The 18,397-nt window shown below is 67.4% G+C and carries 12 protein-coding genes; all 12 read left to right on the top strand.

Going from position 1 to position 18,397, the window contains the following annotated elements; genetic code table 11:
- Nucleotides 1-76: 76 nt before the first annotated feature.
- Genes MKK04_RS13225 through MKK04_RS13170 form a run of 12 tightly spaced genes read left to right on the top strand, consistent with a single transcriptional unit; the run spans nt 77 to nt 18,397 of the window.
- Nucleotides 77-1,735, top strand: a complete 1,659-nt coding sequence (locus MKK04_RS13225) for a M64 family metallopeptidase (RefSeq protein ID WP_241106774.1) — start codon at nt 77-79, stop codon at nt 1,733-1,735.
- Nucleotides 1,736-1,771: 36 nt separating this feature from the next.
- Entirely contained in the window at nt 1,772-2,146 is a 375-nt protein-coding gene (locus tag MKK04_RS13220; RefSeq protein ID WP_207832046.1) for a hypothetical protein, read from the top strand.
- Nucleotides 2,147-2,159: 13 nt separating this feature from the next.
- The gene (locus MKK04_RS13215) at nt 2,160-2,777 is read left to right on the top strand and encodes a hypothetical protein (protein ID WP_207832048.1); all 618 of its coding nucleotides are present in this window, start codon (nt 2,160-2,162) and stop codon (nt 2,775-2,777) included.
- Between the two features lies 1 nt (nt 2,778).
- Nucleotides 2,779-3,303 carry a 3-hydroxyacyl-ACP dehydratase FabZ family protein gene (locus MKK04_RS13210; RefSeq protein ID WP_207832050.1) on the top strand — a complete coding sequence of 175 codons (525 nt, stop codon included), beginning with the start codon at nt 2,779-2,781 and terminating at the stop codon, nt 3,301-3,303.
- Nucleotides 3,296-4,588 (top strand): beta-ketoacyl-[acyl-carrier-protein] synthase family protein, encoded by a 1,293-nt coding sequence (locus MKK04_RS13205; protein WP_207832052.1) that lies wholly within the window; start codon nt 3,296-3,298, stop codon nt 4,586-4,588. The genes MKK04_RS13210 and MKK04_RS13205 overlap by 8 nt, the downstream gene beginning before the upstream one ends.
- On the top strand, nt 4,585-5,325 hold the full coding sequence (locus MKK04_RS13200; protein WP_063914709.1) for an SDR family NAD(P)-dependent oxidoreductase: 741 nt from the start codon (nt 4,585-4,587) through the stop codon (nt 5,323-5,325). The genes MKK04_RS13205 and MKK04_RS13200 overlap by 4 nt, the downstream gene beginning before the upstream one ends.
- 14 nt (nt 5,326-5,339) lie before the next feature.
- Complete coding sequence (locus MKK04_RS13195) at nt 5,340-5,603, top strand: acyl carrier protein (protein WP_172827549.1); 264 nt, start codon at nt 5,340-5,342, stop codon at nt 5,601-5,603.
- Nucleotides 5,604-5,606: 3 nt separating this feature from the next.
- Nucleotides 5,607-7,763, top strand: a complete 2,157-nt coding sequence (locus tag MKK04_RS13190) for a ComEC/Rec2 family competence protein (RefSeq protein WP_241106773.1) — start codon at nt 5,607-5,609, stop codon at nt 7,761-7,763.
- Nucleotides 7,764-7,795: 32 nt separating this feature from the next.
- Nucleotides 7,796-12,334, top strand: a complete 4,539-nt coding sequence (locus tag MKK04_RS13185) for a DUF6603 domain-containing protein (RefSeq protein ID WP_241106772.1) — start codon at nt 7,796-7,798, stop codon at nt 12,332-12,334.
- Nucleotides 12,331-13,836 carry a hypothetical protein gene (locus MKK04_RS13180; protein ID WP_241106771.1) on the top strand — a complete coding sequence of 502 codons (1,506 nt, stop codon included), beginning with the start codon at nt 12,331-12,333 and terminating at the stop codon, nt 13,834-13,836. The genes MKK04_RS13185 and MKK04_RS13180 overlap by 4 nt, the downstream gene beginning before the upstream one ends.
- Complete coding sequence (locus tag MKK04_RS13175; RefSeq protein ID WP_241106770.1) at nt 13,833-14,690, top strand: hypothetical protein; 858 nt, start codon at nt 13,833-13,835, stop codon at nt 14,688-14,690. Before MKK04_RS13180 ends, MKK04_RS13175 begins: the two co-directional genes overlap by 4 nt.
- Nucleotides 14,687-18,397: a hypothetical protein gene (locus tag MKK04_RS13170; protein ID WP_241106769.1), complete on the top strand. Its 3,711-nt coding sequence runs from the start codon at nt 14,687-14,689 to the stop codon at nt 18,395-18,397. The genes MKK04_RS13175 and MKK04_RS13170 overlap by 4 nt, the downstream gene beginning before the upstream one ends.

The following is an 18,397-nucleotide window of genomic DNA, read 5'->3' as shown; positions in this document are numbered from 1 at the left end:
AATATGCCACGAGTGAAGTAAGATCAGTTTGCGTTTTCCAGTAAGAATTTTGACCTTAGGGATGAGGGCTTTTCTGATGGATGCTGCTGCTTCGTGCTCGAAAATCGTCGACAACGGTATCGACGGAAAACGCTTTCTCATCGCCATCACCGGCGACGGCTTCACCTCCAGCCAACTCGAGGCCTTCCACCAGGCCGTCACCACGCTGATCAGCGGCCTCAACGGCATCGTGCCGATTTCCTGGCGCCTGCAGGACGCTATCAACGTCTACCAGCTCGACACCGTTTCCAGCCAGTCCGGTCTGTCGCCGAACAGCGCCTTGGGCACTGCCAGCTGCGGCGCCTCGGCCAGCAACCTGAGCGCCGACCCGACGAAAGTCAGCGCTGCCCTGAGCGCCGCCGGCCTTACCTGGCACCTGGCCGTGGTCATCGCCAACACCAGCAGCGCCGGCGGCAGCTTCGGCGGCAGCCTGTGCACCCTGACCCTGGACAGCGGCAACGTTGCCCTGCTGGCCCGGGCCATCGCCCAACTGGTGGCCGGACTCGGCGTCGAGTACTCCACCCAGTCCGGCAGCTACCCGGACATCGAGCCCAGCAGCCCCAACCTCACCACCAACCTCAACGCCGCCTCGCTGAAGTGGAAGCAGTATCTGACGCCCGGCTTCAGTGCCCTGCCCTCCGATGTGTCGGCCAGCGGCTGGCAACCTTGGATGATCGGCGCCTTCGAAGGCGGCGGCAATTACCTCAAGGGCATCTACCGGCCCAGCCAGAACTGCCTGATGCGCGATCCCGCCGCCGGCTTCTGCCTGGTCTGCTACCACGAGTTGCTGAAGGCTTTCGCGCCCTACCACCAAACCACCGGACTGTCCTGGCTGGCCAGCCAGAACGGCGTCGGCACCTGGTCGGCCGTGAAGGCCGTATCACCGCCGGTGCAGCCTTCGCCGATCCAGGCGCTGGCCACCACCAGCCTGGCCAGCCGGCTCTTCGTCTTCACCTTGGCCAACGGAGTCATCGGGCACAACTCGGCCACCGTGGTCGGCAACTGGGAAAGCCAGCAACCAATGCCCCTGAGCACCGCCAACGTCGGCCAGGTCGGCGACATCGCCGCCACCCTGGCCGGCAGCGTGGTAGTGGTCGCGGCCCTGTCCGGCAACCAGGTATGGCTGGCCAGCCAGGCGGCCGGTGCGGCGTGGAGCGGCTTCAGCGCGATTCCCTCAAGCGGCCTGCCGGCCGGCTGCACTCGGGTGGCCTGCGCGGTCATCAACGGCCAGCTATTCGTCTTTGCCTCCGGCAGCAAAGGCATCTGGCTCAGCGTACGCAATGGCGCCCAGGTCTGGGACAGCGGTTGGAGCGAGGTCAGCACGCGCCTAGGCCTTGACGCCGGCTCGACGATCGACTGCATCAGCGCCGGCGCCGCAGTGCAGGGCCAGTTCGTTCACCTCTTCGCCGCCCAGGGCAGCACTCTCAGGCATGCCAAGGTCAACGCCGCCCGCGCCTGGCAAGGGGTGGAGAACGTCGCCAGCAGCGGCCTGACCCCAGCCCTCGATCTCAACTGCGCGGTCCGCGACGAGGCCTATGTGTTCCTCGCTGCCGCCACGGCCAAGGGGCCGATGGGCGCGACGCGCAATGCCGTGAACTGGCCCAGCGCCGCCACCACTCTTTCCGCCCTGCCGAACACGGTCAGCCGTGTTTCTGCGGGCTTCCTGTCCGGCACGCTTCTGGCCGCGGCATCCTGACCCACCCACACAGCAAAGCCATCATGGAGAACGCTTATGAGTAGTGGCGGCGGCAGCAGTCCAACCCCCAACCGTACCTGCACCGGTACCCTCACCACCTCGCAACGGCTGGTGCTGGTCAGCACCCAGTACAGCCTCAACGGCGCCAACTGGACGACCACCCCGCCGACCTCGGTGGCGGCCGGCAGCAATGCGACCACCGTGTTTGTCGCCAACGGCCAGACGCCGGACGGCAAGGTCACCTACCAGGCCGACGACGGCACCCAGTTCATCCTGCAGTTCAACATGAACGGTACCAACTCCGCGAACATCCTCGGCGTCGGTGGCACAGCTTCGTCATACAACTACAACAAGACCTTCCCCACAGCCGGCGACACCATCACCGTCGCCTACACCCTGTCCAACACCTGAGAGGAAGCCCGTCATGAGCTACACAATGTCCGTGGACCGGGTGATCCAGCTTGCCCGTTGCGACGATTTCCCCGAGGCGAAGATCCGCGAGATGTTCGCCCAGTACAGTGCCACCGAACTGCCCCTGGAGATCCTGGCGACTCTGCCGATCCCGCTGCCGGTGAAGGTCTATCTCGCCCTGCAGGACGAGTTCTTCAGCGAAACGGAATTCCGCGAACTGTCGCTGGCTTTCGCCAAACACGCAGCCAGCAGCGATCCGGTAGTAGGAAGCAACCACTTCGTAAGCAGCACTATCAACGCCTATGAACAAGCCTTGGTGGAGACCCGCAGTCTGCCACGTGGCGTTGCCCTCAACGCCAATATCCGGCAACAGGTCGAGGGCTATCGCGGTGCGGTCAAGGCGTTGATGGAGCCCCTTAGCCAGGGGTTGCGCAGTGGCAGTAGCGGTACGCCGCTACACACCGTCGCCGCCTATGAAGCTGTGTGGTTCGCCGGCTACGAGCACTACGGCATTGCCTGCCGCAACGCAGCCTCCTGCGCGGTGGCTGCGGTGCCCAAGGTGGAAGCCGACGCCGCCCTGCAATGGGTGCTGGACAACGCCGTGGCCGTGACTAAGGCCCGGGCGGCCTGACATGGCCAGCACCAGCGCCGCCCTGGACGTCGCAGCCGCACTCGCTCGGCTGCGTCGTGGTCCACTGCTGCAAGCCACGGCGGGATCCTCCGCCGCGGTTGCCTTTCCGCCCCTGGAACAGATGCTGCCACACCGGTCGCCGTTCCTGCTGATAGACCGCGTCCTGGCCTGGGACCCGGACAACCATGTGCTGCACGCACAACGCCGCGTCGATCCCGAGGATCCGGTGCTCGGCGGGCATTTTCCCGGCAACCCGATCTACCCCGGTGCGCTCCAGGGAGAAGCCATCGCCCAGGCCGGCCAGTGCCTGCTGCACATGGCCCGGGGCTGCCCGGCGCAACCGCTGGAGATCCTCGCTACGCGGGTGTTCGGCGCCCAGTTTCTTGGCCAGGTACGCCCTGGCGACATCATGGACATCGAGGTAGGAATGCTCGACGACAACGGCATGCTGGCGATCTTCGGCGGGCGTATCAGCGTCGCCGGCGCTGTGCGCAGCGTGGTAGTGATGGAGGGATGTCATGTCTGAAACGCCCCATGTGGTAGTGACAGGGATGTCGGTACTTACAGCCCTCGGCGAGGACCCCGGTAGCCTGCTCGACAACCTGTTGGCCGGGCGCTCTGGCATTCGTCGCTGGAGCAGCTTCGACCGCCAGATCGCGACCAAGGTTGGTGGTAGCCTGGAAGGCTTCGATCCGCGCCCGCGCCTCTGCGCCCTGGCCGACAGCCTCACGGATGCACCGCGCCTGCGCCTGCGCCGGGCGAGCAACCGCCTGCCCTGGTCCACCGCGCTGTCGGTGCTGATGGCCGGGCGCGCCTGGCAGGACGCCGGGCTGTTCGACCTGCCTGCGGGTGATGACGGCGAAACCGCGATCATCGTCGGCGGCCACAACATCGGCCAGAACTATTACTACAACAATTTCCGCCAGTTCGAGCAGGACCCCGACCATATCGACGTTCAGTTCGGCCTCGCCGGGCTGGACACCGACCATGCCGCGGTGGCTTCGGAAGTCCTCGGCATCCGCGGCCCCGGCTACAGCGTCGGCGGGGCTTGCGCCAGCGGCGCCCTGGCGCTGCGCGCGGCGTTCAATGAGATCCGTTTCGGCGATGCCCAACGGGTCGTGGTGCTGGCTCCGGTGCTCGATTACTCGCCGCTGGAGCTGCACGCCCTGGCCCTGATGCAGGCGGTCAGCCAGCGCTCCTTCAACGATCACCCGGAACAGGCAAGCCGGCCTTTCGACCGCCGCCGCGAAGGCTTCGTCCCGGCCCACGGCGGCGCTTGCCTGGTACTCGAACGTGCCGACCTCGCCCAGGCCCGCGGCGCCGAGCCGCTGTGCGAAGTCCTCGCCGTGGCCGCCCGCTCCGATGCCAGTCGCCAGCCAAGCCCGCAGGAAGATGGCCAGACCCGCACCATCCAGGCTGCCCTGCGCGAAGCCCGCCTGCAGCCCGGCGATATCGATTTCATCTGTGCCCACGCTACCTCGACGCCGCTGGGCGACCTTACCGAAGCCCGCTCGATCCGCCGGGTGTTCGGCGCGCACCTGGACCGGCTCAAGGTCAATGCACCGAAATCCATGCTCGGCCATACCTGCTGGTCGGCACCGCTGGTGGAGCTGGTAGCGGCCATCGCGCAGATGCGCGCCGGTCAGCTGCACCCGACCATCAACCTCGACGACCCCGACCCGGAACTCGACTTCGATGTCTGCGCCGCCGGCGCGGTGGCGCATCCCGTGCGCTACCTGCTGAAGAACGCGTTCGGCTTCGGCGGCAACAACTGTGTGGCGATCCTGGGTCGCTGGGAGCCCCGTCCATGAATTTCCTTGTCACCGGCGGCAGCCGCGGCATCGGCCGACGCATCGTCGAACAGGCGCTGCTGGCCGGCCATGATGTCGCCTTCACCTGGAACCAGGACGCCGCTGCCGCCACCGCGCTGCAGCGCCACGCGAAGGAAATAGCCCCGCAGCGGCGTTGCCTGGCCCTGCGTCTGGACATGGCCGATGGAGCAGCCATCGATGCCGTCTGCGAAGAGGCCGACCAATTGCTGGACGGCATCGACGTGCTCGTGGGCAATGCCGCGATCAACCGCCCAAGCCTTGCCGTGTCACTGCCTGACGCCGACTGGCGGGCGGTGATGGAAGTCAACCTGGACGGCAACTTCCGCCTGTGCCGAACCCTGCTGCCGGGCTTTATCGCCCGCCGCCGCGGGCGCATCGTGCTGCTCTCCTCGGTGGCCGCGTACGGCATGAGCGGGCAGATCGCCTACAACGTGTCCAAGGCCGGGCTGATCGCCATGGCAGCTACCCTGGCGCGCGAATACGGGCGCCGCGGCATCACCGCCAACGCCTTGGTGCTGGGCCTGGTGGACACCGACATGAGCCGCGAGACAGCGGCGCCCAAAACCTTCGAACACTGGCTCGGGCAGTGCCCGAGCGGCCGCCTCGGCACGCCAGACGACGTGGCCCAGGCCGTCCTGTACCTGGCCTGCGACGGGGCCGCTTTCATCAACGGCCAGGCCATCCACCTCACCGGTGGGCTGAACTGGGTGCCATGACAAGGAGCGACGCTATGCACGATATCCACGAGATGGTTCGCGAAGTGGTCCTGCGCCATACCGAGGCCGCCCTGGCCTTCCTCGACCTCGGCCCGATCGATACCCAGCTGCGCTTCGACCACCTCGGTGCCAGCAGCCTGGACATCATCACCATCGTCTCCGATGCCATGCGCGAACTGCGTATCAAGGTGCCGGTAGAACAGCTCAATTCGCTGTCTAGCATCGATGCGCTGATCGACACCCTGAGCGGCGCCGTGGCCGCACGCGCGAGCGCCTGAGCCATGGCCTGGTCGCTGGAGATTCACCACATCGATGTGAAGAAGGCCGGCGACGCGACTCTGATCGTCGCGAAAAACCCGGAAAATGCCGAGGGCCAGCGGGTCCGTGCGGTGCTGATCGACGGCGGGCGCAAGGACGCCGAGCCCCACGTATACAGCTACATCACCGAGAAGGCCGGGCTGGCCAAGGTCGATGCCGTGGTCGTCACCCACTACGACGGCGACCACCTGGGCGGGGTGGCAGCATTGCTCGCGAAGGCGGTGACCACCTTTGACACGGCGCGTGTCTACGACCGTGGCTGGCCGGCCCAGGGGCCCAGCGACCTGTACTTGCGCTACCTCACCGCGATCAACTGCAAGCCCGAACGCAACCGCGTGACCCGCGCTGTGCAGGCCGCAGACCTGAAGCCCTGCATTACCTCCAGCATGGTGTCCAAAACCGGCAGCCCGGCGGTTCCCGCCGGTGCCACGGCCTTCCAGGTCTGCCAGGCGATCAACCAGGCTCCGCAATGGCTGCTCAGCGGCCCTCAGGCAGAACTCCTCCAGCTCAGCGGCGACCGCGCACCGACCCTGACCTGCATCGCCTGCAACCAGTGGGTGCAGCGCCCCAACGGCACCCCCGTCAAGGCCGCACAGGGGGTCAGCGAAGCGGAGAACGCCTGCAGCCTGGCCTTCCTGCTACGCTTCGGCGAGTTCAGCTACTACATCGGTGGCGATATAGAAGATCCCCAGGAAGCCCTGATCGCCCAACTGGCCAACCCCAACGACGATGCCGCAGGCCGTGTCCTGGTAGTCAAGGCCAGCCACCATGGCGCCGACACCGCCACCTCGGCACAATTCCTCCAGCGCATGCGTCCGCTGGCGGTGATGGTTTCCAATAGCACGGGCAACCAGCACGGCCACCCGGCTGCGGCCACGGTCGACGTGCTCAACGGCTATCCCCGCGGCAACGGCGTCACCCCGCCCCCGCCGCCGGCCTCGCCCGGACGGCCACGGCGCACCTATTTCACCGGCTTCGACAGCGCCGAGAACATGAGCAATGCCTTCGTCACCCTGGGCATCGTTGCCGGTGATCCGAATGCCAGCAACCGGCCCGGCAACCTGCTGGTGAAGGTCAGCGAGGCCCAGGCCTTTGCCAACCGCAACTTCCCGGCCAGCACCTGGCGCGCAGTGCTCGCGGTTGCCGATATCGCCGCCAAGGCCGTGGGCCTGGCGCCCAACCCGGTGGCCGCCAAGGCCGCTGCCGAAGCGGCGGTCAAAGGCACGCTGGTGGATGTGGTCATGGCGCTGGCCAACACCACCGAGGCGCGCGATGCGGCGACCGCCTTGTGGATACTGCGCAGCAAGACCAGCGGCGGAATCAATAGCGAGTACCTCGCCCGGCTGAGCGTGCAACCCCTCGACCAGGAAGACTGGCTGGACGCGATCGACGCGCAGCGCAGTGCCCTCCAGCGCGCCGCCACCATGGACGACGTCTACCGTTGCGTAGACAGCGCCGCGCAAACCGCCGCCACCGCCAGTGCGGCGGTGCCCGGTCCGCTGGCCGGCTTCGCTGCGCTGGCGGACTGTATCGACGGATTGGGCACGGCCTACCAGTTGGTCAACCGCTACGTGCCCCTGTCCGAATACACCGTCGCCGCGCAAACCGCGAACGACCAGGCCACCCGGGCACGGGACATCCTCAGCAACGGCGCCGGACGTGTAGCGGCCCTGGCCACCCAGGCCGCGAACGCCGCGCAACGGGTGCGCGGCGCCGGTAACCAGGCCCAGGCCATGCAATTGGCAGGCGCCGCCCTCGACGCAGCCGAAAAAGCCTGCGAAGCCGCTGGCGAAACCTTCTATGACCTGGGCAACTGCTACAAGCTGGCCGCCCGCGCCGCTGCGAACCCGAGCCCGGCCATGGTGGGGCTGACCATCACCCGCGCCTGCGGCAGTACCCAGGCTGGCGTGGTTACCGGCGCCATTGCCGGGGCAATCTGCGGCAATGGCCGGCTCGACCCGGCCAGGCAGGCGCTGCATTACGCCCTCGACACGGTCAAGGTCAACTCGTCGACGGCACTGGCCGCCCTGGGTGAAGCCCTCACCGGGGGCGAACCGTTGTTCACCGTCAGCTACTACAAGGCATCAGCCAACAAGGACGTACAGGACTCCCTTTCCTGAGGCGGACCGATCTTTCCTGGAGGCACCACCCTATGACCGCCATGAATGCCGTTACGCAGGACCTGAGCCAGTTGCAGGCCCAGCTCAAGCAGAAGATCGACACCGCCGGCAACCTTGCCCTGGGCGCTGGAACCACGGGTATCAGCGCCCTGGACAGTCTGTTCGGTGCCTGCAACGTGACCCTGGCCAGCGCCAGCATCAGCGACCCCGGCAGCGCCTGGCCGGCCAGTTTCAGCGTCAGCGGCACGCCCAGCGGCGAGTGGACGCTCAACGGCCTCGGCGCCAACCCCAGCCTCTGCCAGCTGACCCTGACCTTCACCCAGAGCGCCCAGGGCCAGGCCATCAGCGCCAGCCTGAGCAGCGTCGCCAGCGCGACCCTCGGCCAGAGCAGCCTGACCTTCAGCGGCAGCCTCGACGACAACAACGCCCTGGTCCTCGACCTGACCCCGCCGGACAGCCGCCTGCCGCTGCTGGCGGTAGGCAACTTTGCCTTCGCCAACCGCTTCGGCGGCTGGCTGCCGGTGGACCTGCCGCTGTTCGCCGACATGCCGTTCAAGCAGATCGAGGTGGTCGCCAGTTATGGCGGCAATGACGACACACGCTGCGCAATCACCACCGGGGTCAGCGGCGACTGGTCGCTGGTCCAGGGCGGCCCCAGCCTTACCGGCGCCTGGGTGACCCTGAACAGCGCCAGCCAGACCGAAATGGACCAGAGCGTCACCCGCCTCAGCGGCACGGTAGGCGGCAGCCTGCAGATCGGCGGCCAGCCATGGACAGTGACCGTCAGTCTCAATGGCAGCAGCCAGGTGACCATCCTGGTCAGCGCCGACGGTAACCGCCAGCCGGCCCTGGCCGCCCTTGCCGGGCTGATCGCAGGCGATGCCGCAGCCACCGCGGTGAGCGACGCGGTGGCCAAACTACCGCTGGCCAATCTGGTGCTGGACAGCGTCGAGATCGCTTTTGACTGGCAGCAGCGCCAGTTGCTCAATGCCAGCGTCAGCGCCACCCTGCCCTTCACCTTCAACCAGGCCCCGGCCGACCTGCTGCTGTCCATCGGCCTGCCACCACTGCAACTCGGCGGCAATCTGTCGCCAATGACCCCGGTGAAGATCCGCAACGTGCTGATTCAGTACCTCGGTGATGCCGGCGGCTTCCCCGATACCACGGTGACCAAGCTGGCCTTCGACACCGTGCCGGCGGAAGGCAGCTACAGCTTCGCCCTGGGCATGACCGAGGTGTTCAGCGCCGGCCCGCTGGCACTGAACAACGTCGATGTGAACATTGTCAAAACCAGTGACGCCACCACTGGCTCGATGAACGCCAACCTGACCCTGGCCGGCGTCGATATTGCCGTCGCAGCGGCCTACGACAAGGGCTGGAAGATCTCCGGCAGCACCGCGTACGGCCAGCCCCTAGCCATCGGCAAGCTGATCAACGACCTTGCCCGGCAATTCAACGTGACCTGCCCCGCCGCCATCAGCGAGCTGGAGCTGCAGAACCTGGCGGTCAGCCTCGACACCGGCACCTCGAAATTCACTTTCGCCTGCGAGGGCAGCTTCCCCATCGCCGGCACACAGCTGGATTTCAGCGTCGACCTCGAATTGTCGAAACCCAATACCGCCTGGGAAGGTCACTTCAACGGCAAGGTGGTGATCGGTGCAGCCACCTTCGCCGTAACCTTCACCCAGGACAGCAAGGTCAAGATGCTGCGCGCCGAGCTGGTGCCCACCGCCGGCAAGACCCTGGCCCTGGTCGACCTGGCCCAGACCTTCGCCATCGACCTCTCCGGGGTGCCGGCAGAACTGCTGCCCGTGCTCAATCAGGCCTCGTTCACCTACGACTTCAACAAGTCGCAGTTGGTGCTTACCGCCAGCACCGAGAAGGTCGCGGTGAGCCTGGTCTGCGTGCCCAGCGAACAGGGGCGGATCTACGCGGCAGTGGTGGACATCGCCGTGGAAGCAGATATCTCGCAGTTGCCGGTGGTCGGCAACGAGCTGGCGTCGATCCAGCAGGTCGGCCTGGACGGCATGGGGCTGGTGATCTCCTCTGCAGTATTCGACAAGGACCAGGTCGACGCAGTCAATGCGGTGATTCCCAAGGGCCAGCCGCAGGTCCCGGCGCTCAGCGTCGAGGGCCGGGTGGTGTTGTCGGCCAACCTGATGCTCGGCGACCAGCCGGCCAAGCCGCTGCAACTGGTCTTCGCCAAGCCATCGAAGCCGAAGCAGGCGCGGCTTGTGGCGGCCAACGAAAACACCGCGCCGGTACCTGCCGGTACCGCCAAGGCTCAGGGCAAGTGGGTCAATGTGCAGAAGAGCTTCGGCCCGATCAGCCTCAGCCGGGTCGGCGTGGCCTACCGCGAGCAGCGCGTGTGGTTGATGCTCGACGGCGGTTTCGCCATGGGCGGCATCGAGATCGACCTGATCGGCGCGGCCATCGCCTTCCGCCCGGTGCTGCCGCCGATTCCCGACGGTGCCTCTCTCGACGGCCTGTTCATCGGCTACGACAACGGCTCGGTAACCATCAACGGCGGCCTGCTCAAGGTGGTCACCGAGGATGCCAAGGGCAACGAAATCACCGAATACGACGGCCAGCTGATGCTCAAGGTGCCGAGTTTCCAGCTCTCGGCCATGGCCTCCTACGCCTCCCTCGATGGCTCGCCGTCATTGTTCGCCTACGCCGTGCTTGCCGCCCCCATCGGCGGCCCGCCCTTCCTCCAGGTGGATGCACTGGCGGCAGGCTTCGGCTTCAACCGCGACCTGATCATCCCTGGCCTCGACAAGCTCGAACAGATGCCGCTGATCGCCGCGGTCAACGGCGGTTCGCCGTTCGCCGGCAAGGACGCCTCGCAGGCGCTGAAGGTGATGCACGAGTACGTGCCGCCTTCCTATGGCGACTATTTCCTTGCCCTTGGCGTGCGGGTTGCTTCGTTCCAGATGATCAAGGGCTTCATCCTTGCCGCCGGCAAGCTGGGCAACGAGTTCGAGATCGCCTTGCTCGGCCTGGCCTCGGTGTCGGTGCCGCCGCAGACCTCGTCGCCGATCGGCTATGCCGAGCTGGTGCTCAAGGCATCCTACAACTTCAACCGTGGCACTCTGTTCCTCGGTGCGCAGCTGACCGCCAACTCCTTCATCCTTTCCCGCGACTGCCACCTCACTGGTGGTTTCGCCGTGGCCGCCTGGACCAAGGACAACCCGGATAACCCTTACGGCTACAAGGCCGGCGACTTCGTCGTCTCCCTCGGCGGCTACCACCCGGCGTTCAGCAAGCCGGACTGGTACCCGGACGTACCGCGGCTGGGCTTCAACTGGAGCATCACCCGTGAGCTGACGGTCAAGGGCGGCCTCTACTTCGCCTTGGTGCCGTCGGCGGTGATGGCCGGCGGCAGCCTGGAGGCGGTGTGGCAGAGCGGCGATCTGCGCGCCTGGTTCAAAGCCTGGGTGGACTTCCTGCTGGGCTGGAAGCCGTTCCACTACGCCGCCGACATCGGCGTCAGCCTCGGCGCCTCGTACAAGGTCGACATCGGCATCACCTCGTTCACCGTCAGCGTCCATGTCGGCGTGCAGATCCAGCTGTGGGGCCCGGAATTCGCCGGCACCGCCACCGCCGACCTGTACGTGATCAGCATCACCATCAACTTCGGCGACAGTAACAGGAACGAGGTCAAGCCGATCCAGTGGAGCGACTTCAAGAGCTCGTTCCTGCCCGGTGGCGGCAGCGCGCCAAAGCCCGCACCGCGGGCCCTGCTGCTCGCCGCCCTGCCGGCCAGCCTCAGCGCCGCCACACCGGTGCAGCAGACCGACTCGGTGTGCCTGGTGCGGGTCGCCAACGGCCTGCTCAAGGATCTCGCCGGCGTCAACGACATGGACTGGGTACTCGACCCGGAACGCTTCGAGCTGACCACCTGGTGCGCCCTGCCGAGCAAGCAGGCCAGCTACACCGGGTCCGGCGCCGCGCAGAACATCACGGCCAGCAACACGGCGTTCGGTGTCGGCCCGGTGGGAGTCAACAACGACTACTTCGAGTCCAGCCATAGCGTGGTGATCAGCAAGCTCGACGGCGAGATGAGCGCCGAGGACATCCGCGTCGACGTCAGCGCCGTGGTGGAAAACCTGCCGGCAGCGACCTGGTCCATCAACGCCGCCCTCGACCCAAGCCTGAGCAACCTGAACGACACGACCCAGCGGGCCATTCCCAACGCAATGACCGGCCTGCGCATCAAGGCCAAGGCCGACAACCCCGACGTCACCCCGCTGCCAATCCAGCTGAGCGTGCTGCGCGAGGAAATCGAGGCCAGCCGCGTGGTGACCTGGATCGCCCCCACCGTGCCCGCCGCCACCGGCTATGACCAGGCCAACGCCATGGGCCAGTTCACCAGCGCCCTGACCAATACCACCGTGGCCAGCGCCCGCAGCGCGATCCTGGCCCAGCTGGCCGCAGCCGGGGTCACGGTGAGCACCCAGGTCAATGTCGACCTGCTGGCACAGAACGCCGCCAACACCCTGCTCAGCGCGCCCCAGCTCTCGGTGCTTGGCGCCCAACCCACCACCTCTTCCGGAGCCGTCCGTTCATGATCAAGGCCTCTTCCACGCCGTTGAGCGACGGCAGCGTACAGTTCGTTGCCCACTGGCTGCCGCCGCTGACCGCCGGCAGCTACAGCATCACCGTTACCCAGCACCTGCAGAACAGCGACCCGAACGCCACCGCCGATGCCGCCTTCGACGAAGCCTTCGTCAACACCCGGCATTTCGCCGTGCGTGGCGAGCGCTTCAGCCTCGACGACAGCGAGCTGGTGTCGCGCTTCCCGCCGCCGGACAACCAGGGCGAATACCAGAACGTGCTGCCCCACGTGATCTTCAAGCGTCGCACCCTGCCCTGGGAGCGCTCGCCTGAGCTGGAGGCGGACAACGCCGCGTGGCTGGCTCTGCTGTTGTTCGAACTGGACGAAGCGCCGCCACTGCAATCGGTGCTGGCCGGCGACCTGCAGCGCCAGGCGTTCCCGCACAGCGCCGAGGCGGCCAAGGCTGGCAAGGCGACGCCCAGCAGCCTGCCGGCCAGCACCGCCAGCTACCCGGACGGCTATGCCCTGCTCGGCACCGCCGGCAATGCCCCCACCTTCACCCTGGCCACCGGCGAGCAGTGGTATGACCCCTGCCAAGTGATCGACGTGCCGGCCGAGCTGTTCGCCGCCATCGCCCCGACCCTCGACGAACTGGACTGGCTGGCCCACGCTCGCAGCGTGGTGCTGACCCAGAAGCAGGCGCAGGACGACGACGAGCAGGAAGGCAACTTCTCGGTGGTGGTGGGCAACCGCCTGCCGGCACCGAACCAGAAATGTGTGGTGCACCTGGTCTCCCTGGAAGGCCTGGCCCGCTACCTGCCCACCGGCAACGGCGAAACCGCCGCGGCGCTGACCCTGGCCGCCGGCGGCACGGCGGACAAACTTCGCCTGGTGTCACTGGCAAGCTGGTCGTTTACCTCCCTCGACCCACAGGAAACCTTCAGCGGCTACCTCGAAGGCGTTGATTGCGCACCGCTGCGGCTGCCCGCCCCGGCGAACGCCAGCGGCAGCGCCGGGCAGGCCGTTGGCAACGCCTTCGCCATGGGCTACACGGCGATGAACCACCAGACCCGCCTTGGCGACACCACGGTGTCGTGGTATCGCGGCCCGTTGCTGCCATTCTCCTCGTCGCCAGTCATCGTCCCGCCACCGGGTGCCGCGCCACTGGTGGTGGCCGACCAGGCGGTGCGCTTCGACCCGGCCAGCGGCTTGATGGACGTCACTTACGCCGCTGCCTGGCAGATCGGCCGTGGCCTGGCCCTGCAGAACGCCCTGTTCGCCAGCACTCTCTATGCGTGGAAACGCAGCGAAGCGCGCAAGGTAGCGCAAAACAGCGAAACCCAGGTCCTCAACCTGCGCCTGCGAGCCTCGGTGACGCCGAACTCGGCGTTGCGCGCACTGAGTGCCGCACCTACCAGCCAGCCCGGCCTGCGCGGCCTGGCCATCGGCCTGATCGCAGAATCCCTGGCCGCCCAGTGCGCCCGCTCTTCCAGCTCGTCGGAGACCGCAGAATGACCCGGCTCGCCCAGCGCAACAGTCAGTTCCTCAACCTGCAGGCCATGGTCGCCGAGCCACAGGCTGGCCTCCTGCGCGCCAACAGCAGCGACCCGGTACCCGGCGAGCTCACCCAGTGGCTGGGCAGCCTCGCTGCTCTCAAGGGCCTGCCCTTCGGCTACCTGGTGCCGGACGAGGCCATGCTGCCGGCGGAGTCGATCCGCTTCTTCGTCCTCGACCCGAACTGGATCAATGCCCTGCTCGAAGGCGCCACCAGCATCGGCCGCTCCTGCACCTTCGACGCCGCCATCGACGCCGAGCTGGTGGCGCGCCTGTACGCGGCGGTTTCGCCGGCGACCACGGTCAGCGGCTTCGTCCTGCGCTCCAACGTGGTCAGCGGCTGGCCGGGCATCGAGGTGCGCGCCTACGACGCCAACGGCACGCTGCTCGACGGCGTGCTGCGCCAGCAGGTGCTGGCGCCCACCGTGCTGCTGTTCATGACCACCGGGCAGATCAGCCATGTCGATATCGGCGAGCCGTCCGAGGCCATGCACTTCGGCGTCGATATCGGCCAGGCGAGCAAGTCGCTGCGCTATGTCACCGTGCCCAAGACTGCACCGGCCAACACCCGTCCCGGCGACCAGATCGATGGCGCCAGCGTCGCCGTCGGCTATCGCGCCGCCGGTGGTGGCAAGCGCGTGCTGAAGATCGCCGACCTGGCGAAGAGCCTGCAGGCGCAGCTGGTGACCAGCAACGCCAACCTCGCCCCGGACGGTACCCAGCGTCCGTTCACCCCGGCGGAGTTCGCCCTGGAGCTGGTGGAGGGCGTGCAGACCGTGCGCTTCAGCAATCAAGACAAGGAGGTTTCGGCATGAGCGACAGCGGTCTGATCGTCCCCATCGATGTCACCGCCCTGGTCATCGGCAAACCAGACGCCAGCGCGGTCAATGGTTTCGCCGCGGTGGCCAGCAACTTCGCCCTGATGCCGACGACCCAGGCGGTGGGCCCCTACCTGGCGCAGAACCTGTTGCCCAAGCCATTCGACGCGGTCGACAGCCAGGACGCCATGCAGCCCGGTATCCACCTGCACTGGGCGCTGCCCGACAGCCTCGCTCGTGGCCGTACCGACGGTGGCAAGGTGGCCTTCCTGCAGGCACCGAACCTGTGGCTGGTGACCCGTTTCGCCGGCGGCAACGCCGACGGCAGCACGGTGCAGACCGCCTGGGTGATCGAGAGCGACCAGTTGCAGCAGGTGCAGGACCAGACCCTGCCGCAGAATATCTATTCGCGGGCAGTGCCGGTGACCCCGGACCTGACCGGGGCCAGCCAGCCGTTCCTGTTCCAGGGGCGGGTCTACCGCCAGGCCGACTGGGCCGGGCGCAACGGCGGCACCTATGCCAGCAGTAACACCACCGTGGGCTACGGCACCCCGGCCTATGCCGCGGCGTATCCGAACTGCCCCAACGTGTTCTCGTTCTGGGACCCGCTGGACGATGACGACGCCAAGGCCTTCACCGCCGAGACGCTGCTGTCCTACTCGGTGGTGGGCTGGTACGCCAACAGCGCCAGCGACCCGCTGGCGGCCCTGGTCTATCCGGCCAGCGCCACCACCGTGGAGGCGCGCCAGGCCTATATCGCCCAGACCCTGGAATGGGCGCTCAGCGGTAGCCCCGACGTACCCAACCGCACCGTGTGCAACGGCCTGCTCAGTGGCCTGACCTGGGATCCGCAACGAGCCTGGCTGACCCCGCCGAGCGCCGACGGCATCGACGTGGTCATCGCCGACAACACCGCCGAGGCGGTGGCGGCGCTGATCCAGGCGCGCAACCCCGAGGTGGCCGACCTGGAAACCCTGCTCAACGTTTTCCAGCAGGGGCTACTCCACGAGCTGGGCAAGGTCGGTGGCGCCGCTGCGGCCGACGAGGCGGTGCACCAGGCCGGCTTCGCCGCCTACCCCGGCGGCACCGTGTGGCTGGCACGCCAGGTCACCGCGCCTGGCGCCGATCCGTCCGCGGCCAACGGTCAGTTGCCGGATGATGCCGTGGAGCAGTTGGAGCAGGTCAACCGCCTGCAGCGCAGCCTCGACGGCCAGAGCGCCGACCTTGATGCCCTGCGCCAGCAGCTGTTCGTCGACTGGGCCAAGTTCATGCTCCTGCAGTTCAACAAGGCAAACCCGACTGCGCTCACCGCCGACCAGGCCCGCGCCTTCATCAAGAACTACGACCTGTCGGCGGTGACCGCGCTGGCGGGCAGCAAGACCAGCAGCGGCAGCATCGCTACCCTGCAAACCCGGATCGACAGCGCCCTGGCTGCCCTGCAGAAGACCCTCGGCACCGGCTGGGAAATCAAACCGTCCTCGGCGGCGCGCTTCTGGCAGCCGGCCGACCCGGTGATCCTGCTGGCCGGACGACCCACCACCCAGGCCTCGGCACGGCATGGCGGCGATGGTCGCTTCCATGCCCAGGGCCTGCTCGGTTGCCGGAGCGGCAACCAGTTGGTCAGCGGGCTGCGGGTGCATGGCGCTCTGTTCACCCCGGATGTGACGCTGGCCAGCGCACCGGCGGGCGCCAGTTATCCGCCGGAACTCGGCGCGCTACTGGCCGAATCACTGACCCTCGACCCGCTACGCGCCCCGGACCTGGCCCGGCAGTTCACCCAAGGCAACGGCGCGCAGCGCCTGGCCGCGATCAACAGCGACACCCTCGCAGAACAGATCGCCAGCGCCCAGCGCGCCGCCCGGGACCAGCACCTGCTGGCGGCCGACGCCCGCAGCGGTGCCGCCAATGCGGCGGTGGCCCTGGTCGGCAACGCACCGTCACCGGTGGGCCTGAGCAGCTGGTCGCAACCCTGGCTGCCGACCTTCCTCAACTGGGAAGTGCTGTTCTACCCCTACCACCGCGTCGGCCTGGCCGGTAGCGGGGTCGACTATGCCGCCGACGCGGTGACCGGCTCCTTCACCCTTGATCCGGACGGCCTGGACTTCGACGCCGTCGCCGGGCTGACACCCGATCCTGCCTTCCAGACCTATTCCGGCACCCTGACCCTGGCCGGTCGCACCGAACTCAACCTGCAATCGCAGATCGAGGTCTACCTCAAGAACTACCCGGACGACCCCAATGCCAAGGTCCTGCAAGGCATCCTCGGCCAGCTCGACCTGCAGGCCATGGCGCAGAGCCTGACCGGCTTCAACCAGGGCCTGCTGATGCGTAGCCAGACCCTGCAACTGCCGGTGGTGGACGCGCTGAGCCCGTCGCTGATCGTGCGCAACTTCACCAACACCCAGGTGGCCCCGGCGATCGACGGCTTCAACGTCGCCTCACCGGCGCCGAACAACGGTTTCAACCCGCTGCGCTGCGGCGAACTGCGAATCAACCGCCTGCGCCTGGTGGACGCTTACGGCCAGGCGGTGGATTTGCCGAAGCCGACGCCGATCATCGCCCAGCGCCTCAAGCAGCGCCTGGCCGGTGGCGAGGTGGTCGACAACGGCAAGATTGTCCTGCCGCCGCGCCTGACCCAGCCGGCGCGCCTGCAATTCCGCTGGCTCAGCGCCGAGGATGGCCAGGCCGAGTGTTCCGACCAGGGGCCGGCGCCGATCTGCGGCTGGGTGCTTTTCAACCACCTTGACGACAACCTCAGTGTGTACGACGCCGACGGCTTGCCGATCGGCTCGCTGAATACCCTCGGCCCGCGCTGGCAGGGTGCGCCAGGTAGCGCCAACTGGTCCCGGCCGTTCGACCAGGTAATGGCCTCGATCAACCCGTACCTGGCCAACTTCATCCGTGCCCTCCACAACCAACCGCAGGGCCTGGGCTTCCTCCAGGCCCTGCTCGCCACCCTCGACCAGGCCAGCGGAGCCAGCGGCCCGGCCGCGCCGACTGCCGACCCGAGCCTGAGCGTGCTGATCGGCCGGCCATTGGCGGTGGTCCGTGCTGCCCTGCGCCTGGAACTGCAAGGCCAGCCCGCCGCCGACAACAGCTGGCCGGCCTTTGCCGCCAGCGTCGGCCTGAGCCCCGGCCAGCCGCGGCCCAGCGCCGGCATCGGCAACGTGAAATTCCCGGTGCGCCTGGGCGACCTCGGGGTGTATGACGATGGCTTGGTGGGCTACTTCGTAGAGGACGGCAGCGCCGACCAATGGACCACCTTCTACTCGCCAGCGGCCAGCGGAGGTAATGGCGTGGTGCCAGTAGATGTGAACAAGACCTCACTGAGCCCCGTACCCGCCTCCGACAGCGGCGACGGCCTGGCCCTGACCCTGCTCATCGACCCTCACGGCTCGGTGAACGCCACCGCCGGCATCGTCCCGGTGAAGACCATCTGCATCCCCCGCGCCCAGTGGCAGCCCGCACTGGACGCGATCGCGGTGACCTTCCTGACCACGCCGATGGTCGGCGCCGGCACGGTGATGCCGGTACCGGTGCCGCAGGAAAACGGGTTCATCTGGGAATGGGTGACGCGTAACCCGGGCGCCACCGGCTGGAGCAACCTCGCGCCCGGCTCGGCGGTGCCCACCGCGACCCTGGCGTCCCCGCAACGCATCGAAGAAGGCTGGCTGCGGCTGGTCCGCGACAACGGTAGGGAGTGA

The organism is Pseudomonas sp. LS.1a (genome assembly GCF_022533585.1).
Taxonomy (GTDB): Bacteria; Pseudomonadota; Gammaproteobacteria; order Pseudomonadales; family Pseudomonadaceae; genus Aquipseudomonas.
This window is presented reverse-complemented; position numbering and strand designations above follow the sequence as displayed.